The following is a 26720-nucleotide window of genomic DNA, read 5'->3' as shown; positions in this document are numbered from 1 at the left end:
ACAGCTTGAGATGTTTCCGAGCGCGCGACCGCACCACCTCCGAGGTCTTTCTGGACCGGTTGTGTGGTCCGAAAAAATTGTTGAAATTGTTTTGGTGGGGTCTCTTTCCGGGCCTAATAATGTCGGTGGCGGGTGATGGAATGGGGGTATGAAAAGCAGTAGAGCTTCTTCTACCGGGACGGGATTCTTTCCCGATTCTGGCGCGGATCCCGCCCCCACGAGCGGGCCCGCGGACACTGCTACGGGGACTGCTACGGACGGTTCCGGCGGGTATGGTCCGGGGGATCCGTTGGGTGTTGACGCGGTGTGGACGGCCCCGGTAGGTGCCCCGGTAGACGATCCGTCGGAGAGCCCGGCTAATCCTGATCCTGTTCCTGATTCCGGGGTTGCTGGTTTTGGTGCGTGGGTGGGCTCTGGTGGTGGGTTGACGGGGTTGCCGGGGGTGGCGGGGTTGATGGGTCGGGTGGTTTTGACGGCGGTGGCTGGCCTGGATGTTGAGCAGACGCTGGGGGTTTTGAAGGGTCTTGGAGGGTTGCGGTCCTGGGTCGATGCGCAGGAAGCCAAAGCGGTCACCCACGTCAACGATCTCACCGCTACGGAGTACCCCGGGGTCGACGATCCGGGGCGGGTCAGGGCCCTGGCCGCGGCGGAGATCGGGGCGGCCACACGGGTGCCGGAGGTGACTACGGGAATCCTGATCGATCATAGTGAACTTTTGGTCCGGGACTTCCCGACCACCCTGACGGCGTTGGAGGATGGCAGGTTATCCAAGCGCCACGCGTGGGCGGTGGTCGGGGAAGCGATCAGCATCCCGGACACGGTCCCCGCCGTGAGGGCAGTGTTCGAGTCCACGCTCATCATGATGGCGGCGAAGACCACGGTGCGGAAGTTTTGCGGCCAGGCCCAACGGTTACGGGAGAAACTCCACCCGGAATCGATTACGATCCGGCACCGGAAGGCCGTCCTGGATCGTCGCGTGTATCTCGACCCGGCCCCGGACGGGATGGCCTGGTTTCAAGCGTTCCTTCCCGTTGAGCAGGCGGCAGGGATTTTCCACCGGGTCGATACCGCGGCCCGGAACCTGCAAGGCCCCGACGAACCCCGCACCCTCACCCAATTACGCGCCGACGTCCTGGTAGACGTCCTCACCAGCGCCGGAACCACCGGCCACCTGACAGACAGACACCTGACAGACAGACACCTGACAGACGGACCCGAACCCGCCGGGGACACCGGGTCGGAATCCGCCGGGGACACGGCTAGCGGGCCGGAGTCTGCCGGGTCGGAATCCGAACCTGGTAGCGATCCTGACACCGGCGTCGAGAACAATGGTGGCAACGGTTCTCGTGGTGACGGGGGCAGTAGCTCTTCGCGGGACGGTGACGGGTATTGGGGTGTTCAGGCGAGAGTGTTCGTCACCGTCCCGGTGCTCACCCTGTTGGGCGGGGATACGCCGGGGGAGTTGGAGGGGTATGGGCCGATCGATCCGGAGACCGCCCGGAAACTTGCCGGGCATGCGTCCTCGTTCACGAGGATCCTCACCCACCCCTACACCGGGGCCAGGCTCGGCGCTGATGCGGGCACGTATCGGGTGCCGAAGGACTTACAGGACGTGGTGAGGGTGCGGGATGGGACGTGCCGGCATCCGGGGTGTAACCGGTTGGCGGTGTTCTGCGAACTCGACCACACCACCCCCTGGGCCAGGGGCGGGAAAACCAGTTACGGTAACCTCGCCTGCCTATGTAAACGTCACCACATGTTCAAAACCGAAGGCTACTGGCACTACACCCAACCCGAACCCGGGACCATCATCGCGATCTCCCCTACCGGGGAAACCTACCTCACCAAACCAGACCCACCACCAACACCACCACCGGAAACCCCACCACCCTTCTAAACAGCGGGGGCGGGAGATGAGGCTACCGGTAAGGGCTAGTTGCTAGCAATCATTTTCTGCAAGGCGATGGTGCCGTCAGTCTTGGGCAGGAGCAGCCACAGCACAAAGTACATGGGGATACTGATGAACGGCAGGAGGAAGCTCAGGAGAATGCCGATCCTCACGTAGGCCACGGGCCAGTTGAACTGGGCGGCAATGCCAGAGGCGATACCGCCGAGCCAACCACCTGGAGCGCGCTTGACGGGGGATTTGCGAAGGATATCGAAGAATTTTTCCATGGTTCAGGCTAACCCTTTTTGGTAGTCGAGTGGTGAATTAGGATGCCGGGGGCCGGATTCCGGATGGCAAGAAACAGGAGGCTGGGGCGGAGGGCTACTTGCGGCTGGCCATGGAGACCAGACCGCCGACCACCAGTGCTGCGCCGGTGCCGACCAGCAGCCCCATCAGCACCAGGCCGGTGTCCAGGTTGATGTCTACCAGCTGCGACAACAGCACCAGGACTCCCACGGCAATTGCTATCAGCCCCCAGACCACGGTTCCGGTGCGGACTGACCTGTCACCGTCGTCGTTCTTGGCGGTGTACTCGGGTGTGCTCATCGGGAGATGCCTCCTACGTCTTCAAGTTCGGTTTGGGTAGCGGCGACCGTGGTGTGGCTCATAGCGCCGAGGATTTCGAGGATGATTGACGGTCCGGAGGCGCTCTGGTTCAGATCGATTTCGGCGGGGTGCCACATCCCGCCCGCCGTTGCTTCCTGGCCGTTGTCCACTGTGCTGAGGGCTCCGAGGGCGACGGAGGAGCGCACCTGGACCGGGACGTCGTCGGGAATCAGGATGCCCACGTTTCCGGCGAGCGAGTTCACTGGGACCACCACGTCATCGTCGAGGTTGGTGAGGTTGCTGAGATCTATAGTGCCCTGGCTTGCAACTACTGTGTATCCTTCGCTGGCGGGATCCTCGGTGGCAGGTGTCCAGACGGCGCTACTGCCAACGATGATCGTTCCATCGCCGAACGTTGACCCGGTCACCACTGCTGCCGCTATGCCGACCGCCGCCATGAACCCAAGGAAACCCGACGCGCGGCCACGGATGCCCAGGGTGACTATCCCCAGTCCCAGAAGGATTAGACCTGCGGCAATCGCCACCGGGATCACCGAGCTTCCCAGGTCGAAGATCCCAGTGTAATCAAGCATCAGGACGGACCCGACGGCGATCAGTGCGCCACCGAGGTAGAGGGCCAGCTCGGCCCCCGTCGGTTTGGGAGTTGGTGGTTTGCGGGGGACGGGCGGGCTGTACCGCGGAGCTGTCGGGGGTGACAGTTGGCTGTACAGGGGAGGCGGGGGGAGAGAGCCCGGTGGGCGGGCTGAGCCCAGTTTTTCAGCGGCGACGGTGTGAGTCCGGCCGACAGTGTTGGTAGCCCGAGCCTTCCTGTTGGACCTGGTTGCCACCAGGTACACCGCGAGGATCACGGCGCCGATCCAAAAGATGGTCCAGAAAAACGCTCCGCCGCCACCGTCTGAGAAGAAGGGGAAGTTGGGGCGGCCGATCCCTGCGATGGTGAGGATCAGCGCGCCGGTCATGCCCGAGGTCCAGCTGCCCCGGGTTGCGGATTCGAGGTGGATGCGGCTGTCTGGTTCGGGCAGCAGCGCCCAGGCCAGTCCGTATAACAGGATGCCAATGCCGCCGAAGATGGCCAGCAAGACGAACCCGCCGCGGATCAGGACGGGATCCAAACCGGTGCGGGCGGCAATACCGGTGGCGACGCCGCCGATCCAGCGGTCCTGGCCCCTGACCACGCCGAGGCCGCGCAGCCAGTCGAAAAAGTTGGTGGACGTCGCTGGTGAGGTTCGGGTGGTCTGGGGCGGTAACTGCTCAGCCGTGGGTAGTCCGTGCGGCCCGTTCGTGTCGTTACCGGAAGGCGGGGCCTGCCCAGATCGCGAGGCAGGCTCGGGTTGAGGAGTTTGGTCGGCCGACGGCTCGGGCTGGGGGTCATTCGGGTCCTGATGCGGGTTCATACCTCAATCCTGTCGGCCGGGGGAGGTGGGTTGCTATCGGGGCCTACCCTGAGCTGTCCCTGACCTGCGGCTGACTTTCCCTGAAACCCGCCCCGGTGGGGTGCGGATCGTGCTTGGATTGGGGCATGAGACCAGCCCTGCTCCGCTCCAACGACGCGATGATTGCAGGGGTATGTGCAGGACTGGCGGCCCACCTGGGCATCACCGTCAGGGCAACGCGCCTCGCGATGGCGGCGCTGGCCCTCGCGGGCGGCGCAGGGATCTTCCTGTATGGCTGGTTATGGGTCCTGGTTCCCACCCAGGAGGAACAACTCCGCCAGGGTCCGAACCCGGTGGGCCCACGCCTTGCCTTTCCTAAGTCTCAAAACCCACCTGACACCGCCACCAGACCCGCTGGGCGGGTATCTGGCAGCCCGGATGGGGGAACCTCTGGACGTTCTTCGAGCCCGACGGCGGATTCCTCGGCTGGGTCGCATGTCAACCCACATTCCCTCATTGGCAAACGCGAAGTTCTGCTGGGCACAGCGCTCCTGCTGGTGGCGGCAGTGGCGATTGCCCAGCAACTCGGCGCTAATTTGCCCCTCGACACCCTGCTGCCGGTCGGGGTTGTGGTTGCCGGGGCAGTGCTGGCCTGGACTCAGTTGGACGAAACCCGTCGAGCCGGACTGATGAATCGGGCCGGGGCGTCGCAGGCCAGCGGCCTGGCCCGGCTTGTCGCTGGCCTGCTACTGGTAACTGTCGGTGTGCTGATCATGGTGTCCGGGTCCACCTCCTGGGAGCTCACCTGGTCAACCCTGGTAGCTACCGGCGCGGTGCTGGCTGGGGTTTTTCTCGTGCTGGCGCCGTGGGGCCTCAAGTTCTGGCGTGATCTGGAGATCGAACGGTCAGGGCGGGCACGGGAAACTGAACGCGCGGAAATAGCCGCGCACCTTCATGACTCGGTGCTGCAGACACTAGCCCTGATCCAGAACCGTGCAGGCTCGGAGCAGGACGTGGTGCGGTTGGCCCGCGCCCAGGAACGCGAGCTGCGAAACTGGCTGTACGCCGATGCCACCCACCAGTCGGGAAACCTCGCCGAACGGATCAGAGCAGTCACCGCCGAGATCGAGGACAGCTACGGCACTCCGATCGACGTCGTCGTGGTGGGAGACTCCGAGCTGACCGCACGGCAGGAGATTCTGGCGCAGGCCGCCCGTGAAGCAGTCCTCAATGCGGCCAAGCATGCCAGCGGCAGCATTTCGGTCTACCTCGAGGCCGGGCCCACCGGGTCGACGATTTTCGTCAGGGACCGGGGCCACGGGTTCGATCCGAAGGCCATCCCCGAGGACCGGATGGGAATCAAGGTCTCGTTGTACAGCAGGATGGACCGCCACGGTGGCGAGGTATCCATCCGCAGCAACACAGAGGGCACCGAGGTTAAGCTGATGATGCCCGAGAAGGAAGCAGATGGAACCCAGTGAATAACCCAGAGCAGCCCGTCACCGTTGTGGTGGTCGATGACCACGCCATCTTCCGCTCCGGTCTCCGCGCGGACCTGGACAACCGGATTTCGGTGCTCGCCGAAGCCGCCGGAGTCGAGCAAGCGATCACTGCCATCCACGAACACCGGCCTCAGGTGGTCCTGTTGGACGTCCATCTGCCGGGCGGAACCGGCGGTGGCGGCGCCGAGGTCCTCGCCGGTTGCGCCGCGCTGCTCGCCGAAACACGGTTCCTGGCGCTGAGCGTGTCCGACGCCGCCGAAGACGTCGTGACGGTGATCCGGGCCGGTGCCCGTGGCTACGTCACCAAGACCATCTCCGGCGCCGAGATTTCCGATGCCGTCCTGCGGGTCGCCTCCGGTGACGCCGTGTTCTCGCCGCGGCTGGCAGGGTTTGTGCTGGATGCCTTCGGCACAGTCGCCGTGGCATCAGTGGACAGCGAGCTGGACCGTCTCTCGGCCCGAGAGCTGGAGGTGATGCGCCTGATCGCCCGCGGGTATAGCTACAAGGAAGTCGCCAAGGAGCTGTTCATCTCGATCAAGACGGTCGAAACCCACGTGTCTGCGGTCCTGCGCAAGCTGCAGTTATCCTCCCGGCACGAGCTCACCCGGTGGGCTGCCGAGCGGCGGTTGCTCTAAGCCACCGGTCGGCAACCTTCGGACTATCGTGCGGTAGCGAGGAACTCCTGTAGACGCGCGACGCCGGTGGCTAGATCAGCGTCGCCCAGCGCGTAGGAGAGCCGCAGATAGCCGCTAGGCCCGAACGCCTCGCCGGGGACTACGGCTACCTCCACCTTGTCGAGGATCAGCGCCGCCAGTTCCGCCGACGTTGCCGGGCGGACACCACCGATCTCCCGGCCCAGCAGGGAGCGCACGTCGGCGTACGCGTAAAACGCACCCTTCGGGACCGGGCACTCCACGCCGTCGATAGCGTTCAAACCGTCAACCATTGCCCGACGACGGCGGTCAAACGCCGCCTTCATCTCGTGCACGGCGGTGAGGGGGCCGGCCACTGCTGCCAGCGCCGCCATCTGGGGCACATTCGACACATTCGAGGTGGCATGGGACTGCAGGTTCGTGGCGGCCTTGATCACGTCTTTCGGGCCGATCATCCAGCCCACCCGCCACCCGGTCATGGCGTAGGTCTTGGCAACCCCGTTGAGGATGACCATCCGGTCCCCAATCGCCGGTGAGGCGGTGGCAATCGAGGTGAACGGAACGCCGTCGTACGTCAAGTGCTCATAAATTTCGTCGGTGACCACCCATAGGCCACGCTCGGCGGCCCAGTCGCCGATCTCCTTGACCTGCTCAGGGCTATAGACGGCTCCGGTGGGGTTGGAGGGCGAGACAAACAGCAGGATCTTGGTACGCGGGGTCAGGGCCGCCTCCAATTGATCAACAGTCACCAAGTAGCCCTGCTCCGGGCCAGCGAATGTTTCCACTGGGACGCCGCCGGCGAGGCGGATTGCCTCAGGGTAGGTGGTCCAGAAAGGCGTAGGAACCAGCACCTCGTCGCCCGGATCGAGGAGGGTGGCGAAGGATTCGTACACAGCCTGCTTGCCACCATTGGTCACGAGCACCTGGGAGGGGTCGACCGTGTAGCCCGAGTCCCGCAGTGTTTTGTCGGCAATTGCCTGCTTCAGCTCCGGCAACCCCCCCGCTGGCGAATACCGATGGAAACGGGGCTGACGTGCCGCCTCGATCGCGGCGTCGACGATGTAATCGGGAGTGGGAAAGTCGGGTTCACCGGCTCCGAACCCGATCACCGGACGGCCTGCGGCCTTCAGGGCCTTGGCTTTGGCGTCAACAGCCAGCGTGGCCGATTCGGCGATGGCGGCAATTCGCTGCGAGATCCGCCGCGCTGGCACGTTCGCGGTGTCCTGCGTCTGGGTGGCAGGGGTGACGGTCATAGTTTTCCCTTTGGGTTGGCGGTGCTGTGGACTGTGACGTGATTCAAGCTTAGGCCGTTGTCGGCATCGGGCAACGTTGCTGATTCACCCAGTTGAGCGGTGACTGCCGGGCTGCTTATGGTTCGGTTCGACGCCGGGGCGGTGATTGCGTAGACTTGTTCCTCGGTGTTGAAATCGCCATGATGGTCCGTGCCTGAGTTAGCTCAGGCAGGATCGGCGAAATGACTCCATAGGGTAGTGGCGCAATTGGTAGCGCAGCGGTCTCCAAAACCGCAGGTTGCAGGTTCGAGTCCTGTCTGCCCTGCGCATTCGATGTAACACATTAGTCCGTGCGGGCTACTGAATCCGACACAAATGGAAGAGGTTGAAGGTGACCGAAACGGCTGCGGGCAGCCCACAGGGTAGCCCTTCCGAAAAGAACGCTCCCAAGCGGGGTTTCTTCGGCCGAATCTTCCTCTTTGTGCGGCAAGTTGTCTCCGAACTCAAGAAGGTAGTTGTACCGACCCGCAAGGAACTCGTGCGGTACACCATCACTGTGATGATTTTCGTGATCATCATGATGCTGATAGTGACCGCCCTGGACTTCCTGTTCGGGACGGCTGCGGTGTGGGTCTTCGGCGGCGCATAGCGGGACCCGTGCGGTAATGCAGTAAACAAGCTGAAGAATCTTAGAAAGCAGGCGGCTAGGTGTCCGAGCAAGAACTCGAACGGCAGATCACTTCTGTTGAGGATGATCTGGAGAACGAGGATCAGGTAGCTGATTCCGGTGTCGAAGCGACCCCGGTTGACAGTGCTGCCCCGGCCGACAGCGAGACCGAGACTGTTGCAGACGACGTCGACGTGGAGGACTCAGCGGTGGCGGACACCTCCTCCGACGAGGACGACGACAGCGCCTCCTCTGACGACGCCGCTGTTGAAGGCGACTCCGCTGAGGGCGAGGTTCTAGAAGCTGACGAAGCCGCTGAAGAGGCAGTTCAAGCTGAGGATCCGGTAGCGGTCTTCAAGGCGCTGCTGCGCCGCCAGGAGGGTGACTGGTATGTCATCCATTCCTACGCTGGCTACGAGAACCGGGTCAAGGCGAACCTTGAAACCCGTATCCAAACCCTGGACATGGAAGAGCACATCTTCGAGATCCAGGTGCCGATGGAGGAGGTGGTGGAGATCAAGAACACCACCCGGAAAATCGTCAACCGCGTCCGCATCCCGGGCTACGTCCTGGTACGCATGGATCTTACCGACGCCTCATGGGGTGCCGTCAGGCATACCCCGGGCGTCACTGGCTTCGTGGGCAACGCCCACAACCCGGTGCCCCTGAGCCTCGGTGAAGTGTTCTCCATGCTGGAACACACGGTGGTCCACACCGATCCTGAGTCGGGCAAGCCAGCAAAGAACCAGCTCACGCCCGCAACAGTCAACTTCGAGGTCGGCGAGCCGGTCACGGTCAACGAAGGCCCCTTCGAGACTCTCCAGGCGACCATCTCCGAGATCAAGCCTGAGTCCCAGCAGCTTGTTGTTCTGGTCTCCATCTTCGAGCGCGAAACTCCGGTGACGCTCTCGTTCAGCCAGGTAACGAAGCTGCAGTAATCAATTTTCGTTCCACCCGGGCCGGCTTAGCTCAGGTGGTGCGGTAGGTCATCACGCCATGGTGACCAACAACCCATGGGACGCTCCTGTCCTATGACGTAATGTGAAAGAAGGACTTTTCATGGCCCCGAAGAAAAAGGTCACCGGCCTGATCAAGTTGCAGATTAATGCAGGCGCCGCCAACCCGGCACCTCCCATTGGTCCAGCTCTTGGCCAGCACGGCGTCAACATCATGGAATTCTGCAAGGCGTACAACGCTGCAACGGAATCCCAGCGCGGAAACGTTGTTCCCGTCGAAATCACCGTGTATGAGGATCGCTCATTCACGTTCATCACCAAGACCCCTCCCGCAGCTGAGCTCATCAAGAAGGCTGCCGGAGTCCCCAAGGGTTCGCCCACGCCGCACACCGTCAAGGTTGCCAAGCTGACGAAGGACCAGGTCAACGAGATCGCCACCATGAAAATGGAAGACCTTAACGCCAACGACATCGAGGCAGCTGCCAAGATCATCGCCGGCACCGCTCGTTCCATGGGCATCACGGTAGAGGGCTAAAGCCTTCCACCCTCCGCGCGTCGGCATCGTCCGCCGTGCACCTCACCAACAAAACGTAGACGCACGAACCGCCGGTCAGGCGGATTCGGGCTTCGGAGTGTGGCAGGGCCCGCGCGGTCCGCAGACCACAACTGCATAAGGAGAAAAAGCAGATGGCAAAGCGCAGCAAAGCATATAAGGCGGCCGAAGCCAAGATCGAGGCAGACAAGCAGTACGCCCCGCTCGAGGCAGTAGTCCTGGCCAAGGAAACCAACCCATCCACGTTCGACGCGACCGTCGAGGTAGCCTTCCGTTTGGGCGTTGACCCTCGCAAGGCCGACCAGATGGTCCGTGGCACGGTCAACCTTCCTCACGGCACCGGCAAGACCAAGCGCGTTTTGGTCTTCGCGACGGGCGAGAAGGCCGAAGCAGCAATCGCTGCCGGCGCCGACTTCGTTGGTTCCGACGACATGATCGAAAAGGTTGCGGCCGGCTGGGTCGACTTCGACGCCGCCGTCGCCACCCCTGACCTCATGGGTAAGGTTGGCCGTCTGGGTAAGGTACTGGGTCCCCGTAACCTGATGCCTAACCCCAAGACCGGCACCGTTACGGCCGACGTCACCAAGGCTGTCACCGACATCAAGGGCGGAAAGATCGACTTCCGCGTCGACAAGCACTCGAACCTGCATTTCATCATCGGCAAGGTGTCGTTCGATGTGCAGAAGTTGGGCGAGAACTACGCCGTCGCTCTCGAAGAGGTGCTGCGCCTGAAGCCTTCGGCTTCGAAGGGCCGCTACATCCAGAAGGCGACCGTCTCGACCACCTTTGGTCCTGGCATCACCGTTGACCCCAGCGTCACCAAGGTCTTCGCCGAGGCGTAAGTCTCGGGACGCCTTCGGGCGTTGTTCGAAGGGCCGCAGCTCACTAGCTGCGGCCCTTTGTTGTTAACCTCCCGGAATTGTCGCTCCGGAATCAGTGATTGGCATTTATCAATCACTCGACTAGGCTGTCGCTATGACAACCTCAGCCGTCACGATTGATCACCTGCCCCGCCCGGCAACCCTTGATCTCCCCGGCGGCGCGGACTTTGTTGCGGCCGCGGAGTTGAGCAATCTGGTGGAAAGGTCCCTGTGGGGAAACGACGACCACTTCTATAGTCCCCAGGCACGTTACGAGGCGTCCCGGCCCAACGACTACGAGGCGCGGGTGATGTTCGTGGCCCGGGACGCCAGTTCCGTCGTCGGGAAGGCAATCATTGACATCCCGCTGACCGACAATTCGAACACCTGCTACGTCTTCGTGCTGGTTCACCCCAATTATCGGGGGAGGGGTCTGGGGGCACGGCTCTACGCCGCACTAGAGAATCATGCGGCATCGGTGGGACGGTCAACCATTATGGCCTGGTTCGACGTGCCTGCCGGCTTCATCTCGGCACCAGCCAATGTCCTCGTTCCGGCCACCGGAGCAGGAGCCTTCCCCCGGGACTGCGCGACGACGGCCCTCGCCCTCCGGAACGGTTTCCAACTGGCGCAGGTCGACCGGTGCAGCGTGCTGGATTTGACCACCTCGCTACCCCGCGCGGCTGCGCAGGCTCAGGCCGCACACGAGGTGGCCGGGGATGACTACGAATTGGTGCAGTGGCGTGATCGCTGCCCCGATGGGCTGGTGGACCAATACGCCCAGCTGCGGAAGACCATGAGTACCGACGTGCCCATGGGAGAGCTGGAGTGGGAAGAAGAGGTGTGGGATGCCGCACGGATTCGGGAGGGTGAGGACCGTCTGCTTCGGTCCGGCGGGCATTCCCTGGTGCGGGCTGTCCGCCACCTCCCCACTGGGCTGCTGGCTGGCCACACCATCCTCGAGTACCAGCCGGAGAGGCCCGAGGTGGTGTCACAGGATGACACCCTGGTGTTGCGCACCCACCGCGGAAAGCGCCTGGGCATGTGGCTGAAGGCGGCTAACCTCCTCGATGTGCCCTCGTTTTGGCCTTCCGCACGCCGGGTCTACACCTGGAATGCCGAAGAGAACGAACACATGCTTGCAGTGAATGTCGAGCTGGGTTTCGTTCCGGCAGGCTACACCGCTGCGTGGCAGAAGAAAGGCAGCTGACCGTCACGCAGGAAAGTGGCCACCCCACAGGCCGTCACGCAGGAAAGTGGCCCGCCCGCAGGCCGTCACGCAGGAAAGTGGCCCGCCCGCAGGAAAGTGGTTGCTCAACCACGGCTCTGCGGGTGGGCCACTTTCCTACGCGGGAGACAAGCGCCGCAAGTGTTACCAGTTCTGCGGTTAGGCCGTCGGGGTAGCGCAGTACACGCAGTTGTGTCTGCCCTGAGCCGTCCTTCTGTCCGCCGATTAGCAAGGGCAAAGCTGAGGAGGTCTCCCTCGGTGCAAGACTTGTATAGAAGATGTGCTGCACGCCATCGCGCTCAGCCACTTCGATCACCCGGCGGTGACCGTGCGTCGATCCAACCGACACTATGGCGCTCCAGACACTCCAATGAAGTGTTGACATTCGAATGTCCGAAGTCCCCTGCACAATCCTGGTCTTTGTCAGAAGCTGACTGCGCAAAACGGCAAGCCGAGTGCCATATCAGCCAGGGGGTCGGCTATCGGGACATTGTTCAGGTGCCCGTCGTCCGGTGCTCGGTGGCGAACTTGCTCGGCGTGGTTCCGGTGACTCGGGAGAAATCGCGAGTGAAATGGGCTTGATCGGCGTAGCCCAGCATTGCGGCGGTCCCGGCCAAGGTTCCCGTCGTGGTGCGCAGTCGCTCCGCGGCTTCTTGGAGACGGCGTCGTTGAATGAGCCACTTCGGGGTTAACCCGAGTCGGCGGTGGATCAGGCGTTGCAAGGTACGTTCAGAAAGCTTTGTCTCGGCGCAGAGTTGGGCGACTGTCAGTAAGTCGGAGCGTTCCTCTACGAGAGCCACGACGCGGTCGACGAGTTCACCTTCCGGGTCGACGGGCAGTAGCGGGAGGAGGCCTCGCTGAACGCAGTCAGCACTGCCCGGTGCCCGTGGAATGCGGGTCATCGAACATTGCTGCCCGGACACGGTCGGTCAGCTCCTTCCCGGCCCGGCCGAGGACGTCGGACACATCGACGTGCCGGTCAGTGAATCGGGCCATCGAGCCCCGGCCGATGAGTGAGCCGGCGGCCGGAGTGCACATGACACCTCCGGCCCACCCGTTCCCGGTCAGTACGGTCTGCGACAGGCCGGTCGTGACGCCGTAGAAGCGAGCGTAGTCCGAAGCGATCACGAGCAACGACACGGGGTATTGCAGAACCCGCTGCACGGACTGCTCGCCGGCGGGGACGGACCAGACCGGTATCCAGAACCGCTGCACGAGGCTCGCCAGCTCGGACGGAGCCGGATACCGGTACATCACGTGCGAAGCGTCGTCGGGTGCCTTGAGATGAGCCCGCTCGATCTCGTTCAGGGTACGCGGTGCTGTGTCGGGTTCCATCAATACCTAGGATGCCCTATCTGGCACCGTTGAGCACATGAACTCCACTGCCATCGCCTACGAGGCCGCCCTCCGTCCCCTTTCCCTCATTCTTGACTCGGTTCCGGCCGGAGCATGGGCCGACCCTTCGCCATGCTCCGGATGGACCGCACGGCACGTTGTCGCGCACATGATTGACACGCAGCGGAACCTGCTCACCGAGCATGGCCACGACCTCGGGCCGACCCCCGACCTGACCGATCCCGCCGCTGGGTTCCGAGACCACGCCGAGCGAGTATCGATCTTGCTAAGCCGCGACGACGTTACAGACGCCGCGTTTGACGGCTTCTTCGGACCCTCCACCGTGGGCGCCACCCTGGAGCAGTTCTATGTCTGGGATATGCTCGTCCACCGCTGGGACATCGCCCGAGCCACAGGTGGGAACGAGGTCATCTTCCCCGAAGAGATGGACCGCATCGAAGCTGGCGCGGACAGCTTCGGCAACGCGTTGTACATGGACGGTATCTGCGGACCGGCCGTACCGGTCCCTGCGGATGCTGACCGGCAGACCCGGCTCCTAGGTCGGCTCGGGCGCAGCACCTCGTGATTGAGCGAGCACCGTTGGACTACTGACTCGGCCTAGCCGCGATGCCCTGGGTTAATGAACCCGGAGAGAGGGTTTCGCAGACCCGGCAGGCCCGGCAGGCCCGGCAGCCCGGCATCCAGGGAGTAGCGCGACGGCCGGGACTACGCCGGATTTGGCTACCCTCACGGGCGTGACGTACCCTTGAAGAACCAAAGACCGTCGGTCGATGCGTATCCCACCCTTAATTCCCAGGACCTCCTGTGGTGTGCGGGCCGGGACATGTATCTGAAGGTTCCCGTAAAGGGCGGCCAGCGTAGGTGAACGAAGCTTCCCAGAAGACCAGGTGAAAACCGGACTTTTGGATCAAGCCCCGTGCATCTGCGCGGGGCGTTTTTTATTGGGGCAGTCACAGCCGGCATCAATTCCCCGGAAGGAGGGTTATGGCAACCGCAATCAAGGTAAGCGCAGTTGAGGAAATCGTCACCGATTTCAAAGACTCAAATGCTGCAGTCCTAACCGAATACCGCGGGCTCACCGTTGCACAGCTCAAGGAACTGCGCCGTTCACTCGGCCAGGACACCAAATACGCTGTCGTCAAGAACACCCTGACGGGCATTGCAGCCAAGGAAGCCGGCATCGACGCGTTCGAGAGCCAGCTTGCCGGACCTACTGCAATCGCCTTCATCAAGGGTGACGCCATCGCGGCGGCAAAGAGCCTCACGGATTTCGCGAAGTCCAACCCACAGCTCATCATCAAGACCGGTATCTTCGAGGGTAAGGCCCTTGACGCTGCCGGTGTGAAGGCCCTCGCTGCTCTCGAGTCGCGCGAACTTCAGCTGGCCAGGGTTGCCGGAGTGCTGCAAGCACCGATGGCAGCACTCGCTCGCACCCTCGATGCCTTGCGCATCAAGCAAGAGGAGGAAAGTGGAGCGCCTGCAGCAGCAGAGACGCCAGCCGCCGACGCTCCTGCTGCAGAGGAAGCAGCTGCACCCGCAGCAGCCGAGTCAGAGGCCGCTCCCGAAGCTGCCGCAGCGCCTGAAGAGAAGTAGTTTTCTTCATCCACCAAACTCCGGTGCCCAGCGTCGATTTCGATGCCAGGCACCACTATAGGAAGGAAGGCTCTCGCCATGGCGAAGCTCACCAACGAAGAGCTCATTGAAGCTTTCAAGGAACTGACCATTATCGAACTCTCCGAGTTCGTCAAGCTGTTCGAAGAGACCTTCGACGTCACCGCTGCTGCAGTTGCAGTTGCACCCGCCGGCGGCGGCGCGGGCGAAGCTGCTGAAGAGGAGAAGGATTCCTTCGACGTTATCCTCGAAGCAGCAGGCGACAAGAAGATCGCAGTGATCAAGGAAGTTCGTGCCCTGACTTCACTGGGTCTGAAGGAAGCCAAGGACGTTGTCGATAGCGCCCCCAAGGCTGTGCTGGAAGGCGCAACCAAGGAAGCTGCCGAGAAGGCCAAGGAATCCCTCGAGGCCGCTGGCGCGACGGTAACCCTGAAGTAGTCTTTTCCCGGTTTCACGAAAAAACCCCTGGCTCACAGAGTCAGGGGTTTTTTCATGTCGCTGGTCAGTCGAGGTAGAGCAGCAGGGCCTCTCCCTGTCCGCCGCCACCGCACAGGGAGACAGCAGCCTTACCCGTTCCGCGACGGCTCAGCTCATGGGCTGCATGCAACGCCAGGCGTGCACCCGAAGCGCCGATTGGGTGACCCAGTGCGATCGCACCGCCATGGATGTTGCACTTGTCCAGGGGATAGTCCAGGTCCTTCAGGGACTGGCAAGCCACGGAGCCGAAGGCCTCATTGATCTCGATGAAATCCAGGTCCGAAGTCTGCCAGCCGGCACGGCCCAGCGCTTGTTCGATCGCCCGTGAGGGCTGGGAGTGCAACGAGTTATCGGGACCTGCCACCTGACCCGGCTGGCCGACCACAGCAAGAATTGCCAGTGAGTTCGCCTCAGCGTGGGCTCTGGTGGTCAGAACTAGGGCTGCCGCACCGTCGGAAAGCGGTGACGAGTTGCCTGCGGTGATGGACCCTGCCTTATCAAACGCTGGCCGCAGCCCGGCGAGCGACTCGGCTGTCGTCGTCGGGCGAATGCCTTCATCCTTGCTCAGAACGACCGGGTCGCCCTTCCGCTGGGGCACTGAAACGGGAACAATTTCGACGTCGAAGACACCTGACTCGATCGCAGCGGCAGCCCGCTGGTGGGACGCAGCCGCGACGGCGTCCTGATCCTCGCGCTTAATGCCGAGTCCTGAGTTGCCCCGCTCGGTCGAGGCGCCCATCGATTCGTTGTCGAACGCGTCGGTGAGGCCATCGTTTGCCACCGAGTCGATGGCCTGGATGTTGCCGTAGGTCCAGCCCTGACGGGAGCCGGGAAGGAGGTGCGGTCCGCGTGTCATCGATTCCTGGCCTCCCGCTACCACCACGGTGGCCTCGCCGCTGCGGATTAGCCGGGCGGCGTCGATGACCGCTGTCAGACCGGAGAGGCACACCTTGTTGATGGTGACCGTCGGGACATCCCAACCGATCCCGGCCTTCAGCGCGGTCTGCCGTGCGGGATTCTGGCCGCATCCGGCCTGGATGACGTGGCCCATAATGACGGCGTCAACCGAACCGGCGTCGACCCCCGCCTTATCCAGCGCGCCAGCAAGGGCGATGGCTCCGAGATCGACAGCGGTGAAGGACGCTAACTGCCCGTTCAGACGGCCCTGTGGGGTCCGGGCACCGCCGACAATCACGACGTCGGCTTGTGACATAGCTTGAGTGTTCATCTAGTGGATCGCTCACTTTCGTCTTTGAAGCAGTTGCGATAAGGCTACTCCCTCCCGCGCAACTCAGCTAGGAAGTACTAACTGAAATTAGACCTTGGGGACGCGTCGTAGCGGAGGTCAGAGGCATTCCGGAGAGCAGATACCCAACCCTCCCGTCGCGAAATCCCCCAGAGTGTCCGCATAACCGAGGTTGATTTCGTCGGTGACGTAGGTGTAGCCGGTCCATTCGGCGAAATTCCACACCTCGCTGGGGTTGCGGCCCAAGGCCAGGACCCCGCCGAGCACCAGTCCAAGCACGGTCGACTCCACCGGCCCCCCCAGAGGAGCGCGGCGAGGACGCCGAACAGGGCGGCGCCGCGGACGAGTTCGGCCGCCAAAGCCCAGGGCGGTCGGCGGTCGAAGAAGATCATCGATCCAGAAGTGCACGACGACGCCGACGTGGCCTTCGTACTTGGCCCCAGGGACCGGATCGTCTGTGACTTCTCGTTAACTGGTGGCATTGCACCCCGGACGCTGGCCGGGGAAGTGGGGCTCCAGCGACGGGTCACCCGGGCGCACGGGCAAAAAAGTGGCTACGCCGCGAAAAAGTGGTAGCCCAACCACTAAGCCGCAGGTGAGCCACGTTTCTGCGGATCGGGCGGATCGGGCGGATCGGGCGGATCGGGCGGATCGGGCGGCGATGGCAGGCGCGCCTACCCGGAGGGATAGAGCAAGGGTAACTGCAGCGTCAGCCACGGGCTGAAGGCCCAGGGGGTTAGCTGCACCGCCCTGACCAACTGCCGCGGGTCAACCCATTCCCACTGGCTCACCTCTGATTCCCGTGGGGACAGGTCCCCTGCGCACTGGGCTGTGTAGACGGGGCAGATCTCGTTCTCGACAATCCCTGAAAAGTCCGCCGCCCGGTAACGGAAATCAGGAAGAGCCGGGGCCAGATCGGTGAGCGTAATTCCCAGTTCATAGCTGGCACGCCGGCTAATGGCATCGACGGTGCTCTCCCCAGGGCCGGGATGCCCGCAAAACGAGTTGGTCCACACCCCCGGCCAGGTCCGTTTGGAGAGCGCGCGCCGGGTGACGAGGATCAAGCCGTCGTCGTTGTAGACGTGGGTGGAAAAGGCAAGGTGCAGCGGCGTCGACCTGTGATGTACCTGCGACTTCGCCTCGGTGCCGATGGGTACACCGCTCTCATCCACCAGGATCACCAGTTCCGCACCGGACGCGGAACTGTCTCCTGCTACTGCCACCGTGGGACCACCCTCCGACCCGGTCGTTGAACTAAAAAATGTGGGGCCAGTGTTTACTTTACCTACGGACGTGGAGACCCTCAGCGACGCGAACGGCGAGGACGCCAACCGGAGGCTGGAAGCGCTTTATCAGGTTGAACTTCCTCACCGGCTTCCCGGTGACTATCCTTTTGATCTGGCTGATTTAATGCGGCTGACCTAGCGCATAACGTATACCACACCCCGGCTGGACACGGCGGGCGCACTCGCGTACAGTAGATATTTGCGTCTTTCCTCTTAACCTCGGCCTTCATATAGCGGTGGGCTTTGTCTTGCATTCGTCATTTAACGGCAGATTACCATCTCCGGTCCTTGACGGCAGGCATTTGGTTCGCACACACAATCCCCGCGTTGATACGCGGCGGCAGTGCAAAGAGGGCGGATATAGCTGAACAAGCCTGAAGGTCTGTGGAAGGATCCCTCTTGGTCGCCTCGAGCACCTCTAATAATGCAACCGCTACCAGCCAGGTCGACGCCGATAGCGTCGCCCCCCGGCTTTCATTCGCAAAGATTCACGAACCGCTGGACGTTCCTAACCTCCTCGCGCTCCAAACCGACAGTTTCGACTGGCTGGTAGGAAACGAGCGCTGGAAGGCGCGCGTGCAGGAAGCTCTGGAGCAGAAGCTGCAGGGTGTGGCCTCCACATCGGGTCTCGCTGACATCTTTGAAGAGATCTCCCCGATCGAGGACTTCCAGGGCACCATGTCCCTGAGCTTCTCGGAGCCGGAGTTCGCTGATCCGAAGTACACGATGGCCGAGTGCAAGGACCGCGACGCAACGTACGCGGCCCCCCTGTACGTCAAGGCCGAGTTCATGAACAACAACACTGGCGAAATCAAACAGCAGACAGTGTTCATGGGTGACTTCCCGTTGATGACGGAGAAGGGCACGTTTGTGATCAACGGCACCGAGCGTGTCGTTGTATCCCAGCTGGTCCGTTCGCCGGGCGCCTACTTTGAGCGCACCGCTGACAAGACCAGTGACAAGGACATCTTCAGCGCGAAGATCATCCCGTCACGCGGCGCCTGGTTCGAACTCGAAATTGACAAGCGTGATCAGGTCGGCGTCCGCCTCGACCGGAAGCGCAAGCAGTCAGTCACCGTGCTCCTGAAGGCACTGGGCTGGACCGAAGGTCAGATCCTCGAAACGTTCGGCGACTACGACTCCATCCGCGCCACCATGGAGAAGGACACCACCGAAACACAGGAAGACGCGTTGCTGGACATCTACCGGAAGCTTCGCCCGGGAGAGCCGCCCACAGTTGAGGCCGCCAAGACGCTCCTCGACAACCTGTATTTCAACCCCAAGCGCTACGACCTGGCGAAGGTTGGTCGTTACAAGATCAATCGCAAGCTCGGCATCGACAAGAGCCTTGACGACAAGGACGCCTCGGTCCTGAACATCGACGACATTGTCGCGATGATCAAATTCCTGGTAGCCCTGCACGCCAACGAGAAAACTCTGGGTGGCAAGCGCGACGGCGGCGACGTCGAACTGCGCGTCGAGGTCGACGACATTGACCACTTCGGCAACCGCCGCATCCGCGCGGTCGGCGAGCTCATCGAGAACCAGGTCCGCACCGGTCTCTCCCGCATGGAGCGCGTTGTCCGCGAACGCATGACAACCCAGGATGTTGAGGCCATCACGCCTCAGACCCTGATCAACATCCGTCCGGTAGTTGCGGCAATCAAGGAGTTCTTCGGAACGTCCCAGCTGTCGCAGTTCATGGATCAGAACAACCCTCTGGCAGGTCTGACGCACAAGCGTCGCCTGTCAGCGCTGGGCCCGGGCGGTTTGTCCCGTGACCGCGCAGGCATGGAAGTTCGCGACGTTCACCCGTCTCACTACGGTCGTATGTGCCCCATTGAAACCCCTGAAGGCCCGAACATTGGTCTGATCGGCTCGTTGGCATCCTACGGACGCATCAACACGTTCGGCTTCATTGAGACTCCTTACCGCAAGGTTGTCGGCGGAATCGTCACGGAGCAGATCGACTACCTCACCGCCGACGACGAGGTGGAGCGCCTGATCGCACAGGCGAACGCCCCACTCGACGGCAAGGGCAACTTCATCGAACCAACGGTTCTGGTGCGTACCCGAGGCGGTTCGGGCGAGCCCGTCCTGGTCGAGGCCATCGAGGTCGAGTACATGGACGTCTCCCCACGCCAGATGGTGTCGGTGGCTACCGCCATGATCCCGTTCCTGGAACACGATGACGCGAACCGTGCCCTCATGGGTGCGAACATGCAGCGTCAGGCTGTTCCCCTGCTCCGTTCCGAGCGTCCCCTCGTGGGCACCGGCATGGAGAAGAACGCAGCAGTCGACGCCGGCGACGCTGTCACCGCCGTCAAGGCTGGCGTTGTCAAGGAGGTCTCAGCCGATCTGGTGAGCATCCTCAACGACGACGGCACCGAGACGAACTACCCGATCATGAAGTTCGCCCGCTCCAACCAGGGCAATGCCTACAACCAGCGCGTGCTGGTTTCCGAGGGTGACCGGGTCGAGTACAACACGATGATCGCTGACGGTCCGTCAACTGATCAGGGTGAGCTCGCACTGGGCAAGAACATGCTCGTTGCGTTCATGTCCTGGGAAGGTCACAACTTCGAGGATGCGATCATCCTCTCCCAGCGCATCGTCTCCGACGACGTCCTGACCTCGATCCACATCGAGGAGCACGAGGTTGACGCCCGCGACACCAAGCTTGGTGCCGAGGAAATCACCCGCGACATCCCGAACGTCTCCGAAGAGGTCCTGGGGGCCCTGGACGAGCGTGGCATCATCCACATCGGTGCAGAGGTTGAAGCCGGCGATATCCTGGTTGGCCGTGTTACCCCTAAGGGTGAGACGGAATTGACCCCTGAGGAGCGCCTCCTGCGCGCTATCTTCGGTGAGAAGAGCCGCGAAGTCCGCGACACCTCACTGAAGGTTCCCCACGGCGAGTCCGGAACGGTCATCGGCGTGCGGATCTTCGACCGCGACAACGACGACGAGCTGCCGCCCGGTGTAAACCAGCTGGTCCGCGTCTACGTTGCGCAGAAACGTAAGATCACCGACGGCGACAAGCTGGCCGGGCGTCACGGCAACAAGGGGGTTATCTCCAAGATCCTGCCGATCGAGGACATGCCGTTCATGGAGGACGGAACCCCTGTTGACATCGTGCTCAACCCGCTGGGCGTACCAGGCCGAATGAACGTCGGCCAGGTCCTGGAAATCCACCTCGGTTGGGTGGCCAAGCAGGGCTGGAAGATCGACGGCGAGCCGGAGTGGTTGAAGAACCTCCCGAACCTGCCCCGCGAAAGCGGTTCGACCACTGTTGCAACCCCCGTCTTCGACGGCGCAACTGAGGACGAAATCGTTGGTCTGATGAAGTCCACCAAGGAAACCCGCGACGGAAAGCGCCTCATCGGTGAATCCGGCAAGGCGTTGCTCTTTGACGGTCGCTCCGGCGAGCCGTTCCCGGACCCCATCTCGGTCGGCTACATGTACATCCTGAAGCTTCACCACCTGGTGGACGACAAGATCCACGCACGCTCCACCGGACCTTACTCCATGATCACCCAACAGCCGCTGGGTGGTAAGGCTCAGTTCGGCGGCCAGCGCTTCGGTGAGATGGAAGTCTGGGCCCTTGAGGCCTATGGCGCCGCCTACACGCTGCAGGAACTTCTGACCATCAAGTCGGATGATATCCATGGCCGCGTCAAGGTCTACGAGGCGATCGTGAAGGGCGAGAACATTCCAGAACCGGGTGTCCCCGAATCCTTCAAGGTGCTGATCAAGGAAATGCAGTCGTTGTGCCTGAACGTGGAAGTACTCTCCACCGACGGAACCACGATAGAGATGCGTGACTCGGATGAAGAAGTCTTCCGGGCCGCGGAGGAACTGGGTATCGACCTGTCACGGGCCGAGCCGAGTTCTGTCGAAGAGGTTTAGCTCGAACGTCCGGTTCAGTCCGGTGCCCGGAACGGCGGCAACGAAATTTCGTCGGCCGTGGGCGGCCTAGAAATATTAAAGCCGCCTTCCTCCGGGCACCTCCCTGAACCAGCGGGCTCGCTGGGTTGCAAACGCACCCGGCCAGCCGCCGTCGGACCTCCTCCCCGCCCCTTATGAAGACTTCAAGAATTTAGAGAACAAAGAGAGAACAGGGACCATATGTCCAGCGAATCCTCCTTCGGCCTCATGCGAATCGGCCTAGCCACTGCGGACGAAATCCGTGGTTGGTCTTTTGGCGAGGTCAAGAAGCCGGAAACCATCAATTACCGTACCCTCAAGCCTGAGAAGGACGGCCTCTTCTGCGAGAAGATCTTCGGACCTTCCCGCGACTGGGAATGCTACTGCGGTAAGTACAAGCGCGTCCGCTTCAAGGGCATCATCTGCGAGCGGTGTGGCGTTGAAGTCACCCGCGCCAAGGTACGCCGTGAGCGCATGGGCCACATCGAGCTTGCGGCTCCCGTTACCCACATCTGGTACTTCAAGGGCGTCCCTTCGCGCTTGGGTTACTTGCTTGACCTGGCACCGAAGGACCTCGAAAAGGTCATCTACTTCGCTGCCTACATGATCACCGCCGTCGACGAGGAAAACCGTCACGCCGAACTGCCAAACCTCCAGGCTGAGCACGACCTGGAGAAGAAGCAGATGATCGACCAGCGTGACTCCGACATCGCCACCATTGCCAAGGACCTTGAGGATGAGGTTGCCCGGCTTGAGGGCGAGGGCGCGAAGGCAGCCGAGAAGAAGAAGGCACGCGACTCCGCCGATCGCCAGATGGCCAATGTGCGTAAGCGCGCTGACATCGAGATCGAGCGCTTCGAGCAGGTCTGGGACCGGTTCAAGAGCCTCAAGGTCGCTGACCTTGAAGGTGACGAGGGCCTGTACCGCGAGCTGCGTGACCGCTACGGACTGTACTTCGAGGGGTCCATGGGTGCAGAGGCGATCAAGAAGCGTCTTGAGAACTTCGACATGCCGGCCGAGGCCGAGCTGCTCCGCGACATCATCCAGAACGGTAAGGGGCAGCGCAAGACGCGTGCCCTGAAGCGCCTGAAGGTTGTCAACGCGTTCCTTACCACCACCAACAGCCCGCTGGGCATGGTGCTCGACGCCGTCCCAGTGATCCCGCCGGAACTGCGCCCCATGGTCCAGCTGGACGGTGGCCGCTTCGCGACCTCCGACCTCAACGACCTGTACCGTCGTGTGATCAACCGCAACAACCGTCTGAAGCGCCTGCTCGATCTCGGTGCGCCCGAGATCATCGTCAACAACGAAAAGCGGATGCTCCAGGAAGCTGTGGACTCCCTCTTCGACAATGGTCGTCGTGGCCGTCCGGTCACCGGACCGGGCAACCGTCCGTTGAAGTCGCTCTCTGACATGCTCAAGGGCAAGCAGGGTCGTTTCCGCCAGAATCTTCTGGGTAAGCGTGTCGACTACTCGGGACGTTCGGTTATCGTCGTCGGCCCTCAGCTGAAGCTGCACCAGTGTGGTCTGCCCAAGCAGATGGCGTTGGAACTCTTCAAGCCGTTCGTGATGAAGCGCCTGGTCGATCTCAACCACGCGCAGAACATCAAGAGCGCCAAGCGGATGGTTGAGCGTTACCGCCCACAGGTTTGGGATGTTCTCGAAGAGATCATCACCGAGCACCCAGTGCTCCTGAACCGCGCACCTACCCTGCACCGGTTGGGTATCCAGGCGTTCGAACCACAGCTGGTTGAAGGTAAGGCCCTTCAGCTGCACCCACTCGTCTGTGGCGCGTTCAACGCTGACTTCGACGGCGACCAGATGGCAGTTCACCTGCCGCTGAGCCCAGAGGCCCAAGCCGAGGCGCGCATCCTGATGCTCTCCTCGAACAACATCCTGAAGCCTTCGGACGGTCGTCCGGTCACCCTGCCCTCGCAGGATATGATCATCGGCCTGCACCACCTCACCACCAAGCGTGAAGGTTCAGCCGGCGAAGGCCGCGTATTCACCACCCCCGCCGAAGCCATCATGGCCTTCGACATGGGTGTGCTGCACCTGAACTCGGTAGTCAGGATCCGGATCCCACACTTCGTGCCCAGCGCGGACGTGGCTGCACCGGAAGGCTGGGTCGAAGGAACCCCGGCGCTGATCGAAACCTCGCTCGGACAGGTACTGTTCAACGACACCCTGCCCGCTGACTACCCCTGGGTAGAGAAAGTTGCCGACAAGGGACAGCTGTCCACCATTGTCAACGATCTCGCCGAGCGCTACCCGAAGGTGGTCACCGCGGCAACGCTGGACAACCTGAAGGATGCCGGTTTCTACTGGGCAACCCGTTCCGGTGTCACCGTGGCAATCTCCGACATCTCCGCGCCGATCAACAAGGCTGGCATCATGGAGGTCTACGAAAAGCAGGCCGCCAAGGTGCAGTCCCAGTTCGACAAGGGTCTGATCGCTGATGAGGAACGCCGCCAGGAACTGATCGACATCTGGAACAAGGCCACCAACGAGGTAGCCGAGTCCATGCGCGGTGCCATGCCGAAGGACAACACCATTAACCGTATGGTGTCCTCTGGTGCTCGAGGCAACTGGCTGCAGGTCCGTCAGATCGCGGGTATCCGTGGTCTGGTGGCGAACCCCAAGGGTGAGATCATCCCTCGTCCGATCAAGTCCTCGTACCGTGAGGGCCTGTCGGTGTTGGAGTACTTCATCGCAACCCACGGTGCCCGTAAGGGTCTCGCCGATACCGCACTGCGTACCGCCAACTCGGGTTACCTGACCCGTCGTCTGGTGGACGTGTCGCAGGACGTCATCGTTCGCGAAGACGACTGCGGCACCGAGCGTGGACTGAACGTCACCATTGCGGTGCCGAACAGCGACGGCGAGTTGGTCCTGCACGAAGAGGTCGAGAACTCCGCCTATGCGCGGACGCTGGCCTCCGAGGTACTGGATTCCAAGGGTAAGGTGCTTGCTCCGGCAGGCTCCGACGTCGGTGACGTTCTCATCGGCGAGCTGTTCGCTGCCGGTGTGACCGACATCAAGGTGCGCTCCGTGCTCACGTGTGAGTCGAGCGTCGGCACCTGTGCCCTCTGCTACGGCCGCTCGCTGGCTACCGGCAAGACCGTTGACATCGGTGAGGCAGTCGGCATCATCGCCGCACAGTCGATCGGTGAGCCAGGCACGCAGCTGACCATGCGTACCTTCCACACCGGTGGTATTGCTTCGGCGGAAGATATCACCCAGGGTCTGCCCCGTATCCAGGAGCTCTTCGAAGCGCGTACCCCCAAGGGTGTCGCTCCGATCTCTGAGGTTGCGGGACGGGTCAACATCGAGGACGGCGAGAAGCAGCTTCGCCTGGTTGTCACGCCCGACGACGGCTCCGAAGAAATTGCCTACCCGGTCCTGCGGCGTGCACGCCTGCTGGTCACCGACGGCGAGCATGTCGAGGTGGGACAGCAGTTGGTATTCGGTGCTGTCGATCCGAAGCAGATCCTCCGGATCCTCGGCCCCCGTAAGGCCCAGGAATTCCTGGTCGATGAGGTACAGACCGTGTACCGCAGCCAGGGTGTGGGTATCCACGACAAGCACGTCGAGGTTATCGTTCGCCAGATGCTTCGCCGCGTCACCGTGATCGAATCAGGCGAGTCGACCCTTCTCCCCGGAGAGCTGGCCGAACGCCGTCGCTTCGAGGACGAGAACCGTCGCGTGGTCTCCGAGGGCAAGAAGCCGGCGTCAGGCCGTCCCGAGCTCATGGGTATCACCAAGGCGTCGCTCGCCACCGAGTCGTGGCTGTCAGCCGCGTCGTTCCAGGAGACCACGCGTGTCCTTACGCAGGCCGCCATGGAAGGCAAGAGCGATCCTCTGCTGGGTCTGAAGGAAAACGTGATCATCGGTAAGCTGATCCCGGCCGGCACCGGTCTGGATCGTTACACGAAGATCACTGTTGAACCGACTGAGGAAGCCAAGGCCAACCTGTTCACCGGTCCTAGCGCCTTCAGCGACTTTGACTACGCAGGAGTCGAAGGTTCGATGGCGCCAGAGTTCCACGCCATCCCACTGGATGACTACGACATGGGTTCCGAGTTCCGCTAAGCGAAGCACTCGCTAAGAGGTACTGACCAAAGTAGGCCCCGCACACCCTCGGGTGGGCGGGGCCTGCTGCTTTAACCGGGGGAGAGGCCAGTAGCCGCATCAGGTTCCAGAGCGCGTCGGGGTCGCCAACCGATCTCTGGTAAGGTAATAGGTAATTGTTTGTGTGGCAGAGGATCGGCGCCCTAGCGGGCGTATCTCCGCGTTGTAGGGAACTTGTACAACGAATGCCACATTTTCGCACGCCTACGGTCAAGTCGCGATGGCTTACAGATGTAGGTTCGGCGTAAACGACAGTCAATATCTCTAGACATTACGGAGAACGCAGAAGTGCCTACTATCAACCAGCTGGTCCGCAAGGGCCGGACACCTAAGGTCGTCAAGACCAAGGCGCCCGCACTGAAGGGCAGCCCCATGAAGCGCGGCGTTTGCACCCGCGTTTACACGACCACCCCCAAGAAGCCGAACTCGGCGCTCCGTAAGGTTGCCCGCGTGCGCCTCAACGGCGGCATTGAAGTTACCGCTTACATCCCAGGTGTCGGTCACAACCTTCAGGAACACTCCATCGTGCTGGTGCGCGGCGGTCGTGTGAAGGATCTGCCCGGTGTCCGTTACAAGATCGTCCGTGGTGCGCTTGATACCCAGGGTGTCAAGAACCGCAAGCAGGCTCGTAGCCGCTACGGCGCGAAGATGGAGAAGAAGTAATGCCACGTAAGGGCCCGGCCCCTAAGCGGCCGCTAGTTGTAGATCCCGTCTACGGTTCCCCTCTGGTCACTCAGCTGATCAACAAGGTGCTCGTTGACGGCAAGAAGTCCACAGCAGAACGCATCGTCTACGGAGCACTTGAGGGTGCCCGTGCCAAGAGTGGCGGCGATCCTGTCGCAGCACTCAAGAAGGCTATGGACAACGTCAAGCCTTCCCTCGAGGTTCGCTCCCGCCGCGTCGGCGGCGCGACCTACCAGGTGCCCGTCGAGGTTAAGCCGGGCCGCTCCATGGCCCTGGCCCTGCGGTGGCTCGTTGGTTACTCGAAGGCTCGTCGCGAGAAAACCATGACCGAGCGTCTCATGAACGAGATCCTGGATGCGTCCAACGGTCTTGGTGCAGCTGTGAAGCGCCGCGAAGACACGCACAAGATGGCTGAGTCCAACAAAGCCTTCGCACACTACCGCTGGTAACCAGACTCCGACTT

Annotated in this window: 25 protein-coding genes and 1 tRNA gene; 17 read left to right on the top strand and 9 right to left on the bottom strand. The window is 62.2% G+C overall.

From position 1 onward, the window contains the following. The first annotated feature begins 148 nt into the window (after positions 1 to 148). Positions 149 to 1897 (top strand): HNH endonuclease signature motif containing protein, encoded by a 1749-nt coding sequence (locus tag ACX80A_RS02290; RefSeq protein WP_459258054.1) that lies wholly within the window; start codon positions 149 to 151, stop codon positions 1895 to 1897. 35 nt (positions 1898 to 1932) lie between these two features. Here the strand turns inward: ACX80A_RS02290 and ACX80A_RS02285 are convergent, their stop codons facing one another. The 3 genes from ACX80A_RS02285 to ACX80A_RS02275 form a co-directional block, all read right to left on the bottom strand. Beyond that, a complete protein-coding gene (locus ACX80A_RS02285; RefSeq protein WP_459258053.1) occupies positions 1933 to 2175 on the bottom strand; it encodes a PspC domain-containing protein in 243 nt (80 codons plus the stop codon). Between the two features lie 94 nt (positions 2176 to 2269). Continuing rightward, the gene (locus tag ACX80A_RS02280; RefSeq protein WP_459258052.1) at positions 2270 to 2494 is read right to left on the bottom strand and encodes a hypothetical protein; all 225 of its coding nucleotides are present in this window, start codon (positions 2492 to 2494) and stop codon (positions 2270 to 2272) included. Next, positions 2491 to 3909: a PspC domain-containing protein gene (locus ACX80A_RS02275; protein ID WP_459258051.1), complete on the bottom strand. Its 1419-nt coding sequence runs from the start codon at positions 3907 to 3909 to the stop codon at positions 2491 to 2493. The genes ACX80A_RS02280 and ACX80A_RS02275 overlap by 4 nt, the downstream gene beginning before the upstream one ends. A 125-nt stretch (positions 3910 to 4034) precedes the next feature. On the opposite strand from ACX80A_RS02275, the gene ACX80A_RS02270 reads away from it, so the two are divergent. Both ACX80A_RS02270 and ACX80A_RS02265 read left to right on the top strand, forming a co-directional pair. Continuing rightward, positions 4035 to 5369: a PspC domain-containing protein gene (locus tag ACX80A_RS02270; RefSeq protein WP_459258050.1), complete on the top strand. Its 1335-nt coding sequence runs from the start codon at positions 4035 to 4037 to the stop codon at positions 5367 to 5369. Next, positions 5366 to 6025: a LuxR C-terminal-related transcriptional regulator gene (locus ACX80A_RS02265; protein WP_459258049.1), complete on the top strand. Its 660-nt coding sequence runs from the start codon at positions 5366 to 5368 to the stop codon at positions 6023 to 6025. The genes ACX80A_RS02270 and ACX80A_RS02265 overlap by 4 nt, the downstream gene beginning before the upstream one ends. A gap of 23 nt (positions 6026 to 6048) precedes the next feature. Here ACX80A_RS02265 and ACX80A_RS02260 read toward each other — a convergent pair whose 3' ends face one another. Continuing rightward, the gene (locus ACX80A_RS02260; RefSeq protein WP_459258048.1) at positions 6049 to 7296 is read right to left on the bottom strand and encodes a pyridoxal phosphate-dependent aminotransferase; all 1248 of its coding nucleotides are present in this window, start codon (positions 7294 to 7296) and stop codon (positions 6049 to 6051) included. A 231-nt stretch (positions 7297 to 7527) separates the two neighbouring features. Here ACX80A_RS02260 and ACX80A_RS02255 point away from each other — a divergent pair. From ACX80A_RS02255 to ACX80A_RS02230, 6 genes are all read left to right on the top strand, one after another. Continuing rightward, positions 7528 to 7600: transfer RNA gene (locus ACX80A_RS02255), tRNA-Trp, on the top strand. Positions 7601 to 7666: 66 nt separating this feature from the next. Further along, entirely contained in the window at positions 7667 to 7924 is a 258-nt protein-coding gene (secE, locus tag ACX80A_RS02250) for a preprotein translocase subunit SecE (protein WP_459258047.1), read from the top strand. A 59-nt stretch (positions 7925 to 7983) separates the two neighbouring features. Next, entirely contained in the window at positions 7984 to 8880 is an 897-nt protein-coding gene (nusG, locus tag ACX80A_RS02245; RefSeq protein WP_459258046.1) for a transcription termination/antitermination protein NusG, read from the top strand. Between the two features lie 121 nt (positions 8881 to 9001). Then, a complete protein-coding gene (gene rplK, locus ACX80A_RS02240) occupies positions 9002 to 9433 on the top strand; it encodes a 50S ribosomal protein L11 (protein WP_196842007.1) in 432 nt (143 codons plus the stop codon). Positions 9434 to 9585: 152 nt separating this feature from the next. Then, a complete protein-coding gene (rplA, locus tag ACX80A_RS02235) occupies positions 9586 to 10293 on the top strand; it encodes a 50S ribosomal protein L1 (protein ID WP_196842006.1) in 708 nt (235 codons plus the stop codon). A 133-nt stretch (positions 10294 to 10426) separates the two neighbouring features. After that, positions 10427 to 11521: a GNAT family N-acetyltransferase gene (locus ACX80A_RS02230; protein ID WP_459258045.1), complete on the top strand. Its 1095-nt coding sequence runs from the start codon at positions 10427 to 10429 to the stop codon at positions 11519 to 11521. Positions 11522 to 12033: 512 nt separating this feature from the next. On the opposite strand, the gene ACX80A_RS02225 is transcribed toward ACX80A_RS02230, so the two are convergent. Both ACX80A_RS02225 and ACX80A_RS02220 read right to left on the bottom strand, forming a co-directional pair. Beyond that, positions 12034 to 12441, bottom strand: a complete 408-nt coding sequence (locus ACX80A_RS02225; protein WP_459258044.1) for a helix-turn-helix domain-containing protein — start codon at positions 12439 to 12441, stop codon at positions 12034 to 12036. After that, on the bottom strand, positions 12407 to 12874 hold the full coding sequence (locus tag ACX80A_RS02220) for a DUF6597 domain-containing transcriptional factor (RefSeq protein ID WP_459258043.1): 468 nt from the start codon (positions 12872 to 12874) through the stop codon (positions 12407 to 12409). Before ACX80A_RS02220 ends, ACX80A_RS02225 begins: the two co-directional genes overlap by 35 nt. A gap of 37 nt (positions 12875 to 12911) precedes the next feature. Between ACX80A_RS02220 and ACX80A_RS02215 the strand changes: the two genes are divergently transcribed. From ACX80A_RS02215 to rplL, 3 genes are all read left to right on the top strand, one after another. After that, positions 12912 to 13460: a TIGR03086 family metal-binding protein gene (locus ACX80A_RS02215; protein WP_459258042.1), complete on the top strand. Its 549-nt coding sequence runs from the start codon at positions 12912 to 12914 to the stop codon at positions 13458 to 13460. A gap of 419 nt (positions 13461 to 13879) precedes the next feature. Further along, entirely contained in the window at positions 13880 to 14488 is a 609-nt protein-coding gene (gene rplJ / locus ACX80A_RS02210) for a 50S ribosomal protein L10 (protein WP_459258041.1), read from the top strand. 78 nt (positions 14489 to 14566) lie between these two features. Next, on the top strand, positions 14567 to 14944 hold the full coding sequence (gene rplL / locus ACX80A_RS02205; protein WP_171583887.1) for a 50S ribosomal protein L7/L12: 378 nt from the start codon (positions 14567 to 14569) through the stop codon (positions 14942 to 14944). A gap of 64 nt (positions 14945 to 15008) precedes the next feature. On the opposite strand, the gene ACX80A_RS02200 is transcribed toward rplL, so the two are convergent. The 3 genes from ACX80A_RS02200 to idi all read right to left on the bottom strand — a co-directional run bounded on the left by ACX80A_RS02200 (position 15009) and on the right by idi (position 17452). Continuing rightward, complete coding sequence (locus ACX80A_RS02200) at positions 15009 to 16196, bottom strand: acetyl-CoA C-acetyltransferase (protein ID WP_459258040.1); 1188 nt, start codon at positions 16194 to 16196, stop codon at positions 15009 to 15011. A gap of 132 nt (positions 16197 to 16328) precedes the next feature. Further along, on the bottom strand, positions 16329 to 16508 hold the full coding sequence (locus ACX80A_RS02195) for a hypothetical protein (RefSeq protein WP_459258039.1): 180 nt from the start codon (positions 16506 to 16508) through the stop codon (positions 16329 to 16331). Between the two features lie 395 nt (positions 16509 to 16903). Further along, positions 16904 to 17452 (bottom strand): isopentenyl-diphosphate Delta-isomerase, encoded by a 549-nt coding sequence (gene idi / locus ACX80A_RS02190; RefSeq protein WP_459258038.1) that lies wholly within the window; start codon positions 17450 to 17452, stop codon positions 16904 to 16906. 49 nt (positions 17453 to 17501) lie between these two features. Between idi and ACX80A_RS02185 the strand changes: the two genes are divergently transcribed. The 5 genes from ACX80A_RS02185 to rpsG all read left to right on the top strand — a co-directional run bounded on the left by ACX80A_RS02185 (position 17502) and on the right by rpsG (position 26706). Then, positions 17502 to 17654 (top strand): hypothetical protein, encoded by a 153-nt coding sequence (locus tag ACX80A_RS02185; RefSeq protein WP_459258037.1) that lies wholly within the window; start codon positions 17502 to 17504, stop codon positions 17652 to 17654. Positions 17655 to 17914: 260 nt separating this feature from the next. Next, positions 17915 to 21424: a DNA-directed RNA polymerase subunit beta gene (rpoB, locus tag ACX80A_RS02180; protein ID WP_459258036.1), complete on the top strand. Its 3510-nt coding sequence runs from the start codon at positions 17915 to 17917 to the stop codon at positions 21422 to 21424. 219 nt (positions 21425 to 21643) lie between these two features. Next, complete coding sequence (locus ACX80A_RS02175) at positions 21644 to 25534, top strand: DNA-directed RNA polymerase subunit beta' (RefSeq protein WP_196841994.1); 3891 nt, start codon at positions 21644 to 21646, stop codon at positions 25532 to 25534. Between the two features lie 327 nt (positions 25535 to 25861). Next, a complete protein-coding gene (gene rpsL / locus ACX80A_RS02170) occupies positions 25862 to 26236 on the top strand; it encodes a 30S ribosomal protein S12 (RefSeq protein WP_019481488.1) in 375 nt (124 codons plus the stop codon). After that, on the top strand, positions 26236 to 26706 hold the full coding sequence (gene rpsG, locus ACX80A_RS02165) for a 30S ribosomal protein S7 (protein WP_019481489.1): 471 nt from the start codon (positions 26236 to 26238) through the stop codon (positions 26704 to 26706). Before rpsL ends, rpsG begins: the two co-directional genes overlap by 1 nt. Positions 26707 to 26720: the final 14 nt, after the last annotated feature.

This window comes from Arthrobacter sp. TMN-50, assembly GCF_054511125.1.
The sequence above is the reverse complement of the archived record's forward strand: the minus strand, read 5'-3'. Positions and strand labels throughout refer to the sequence as shown.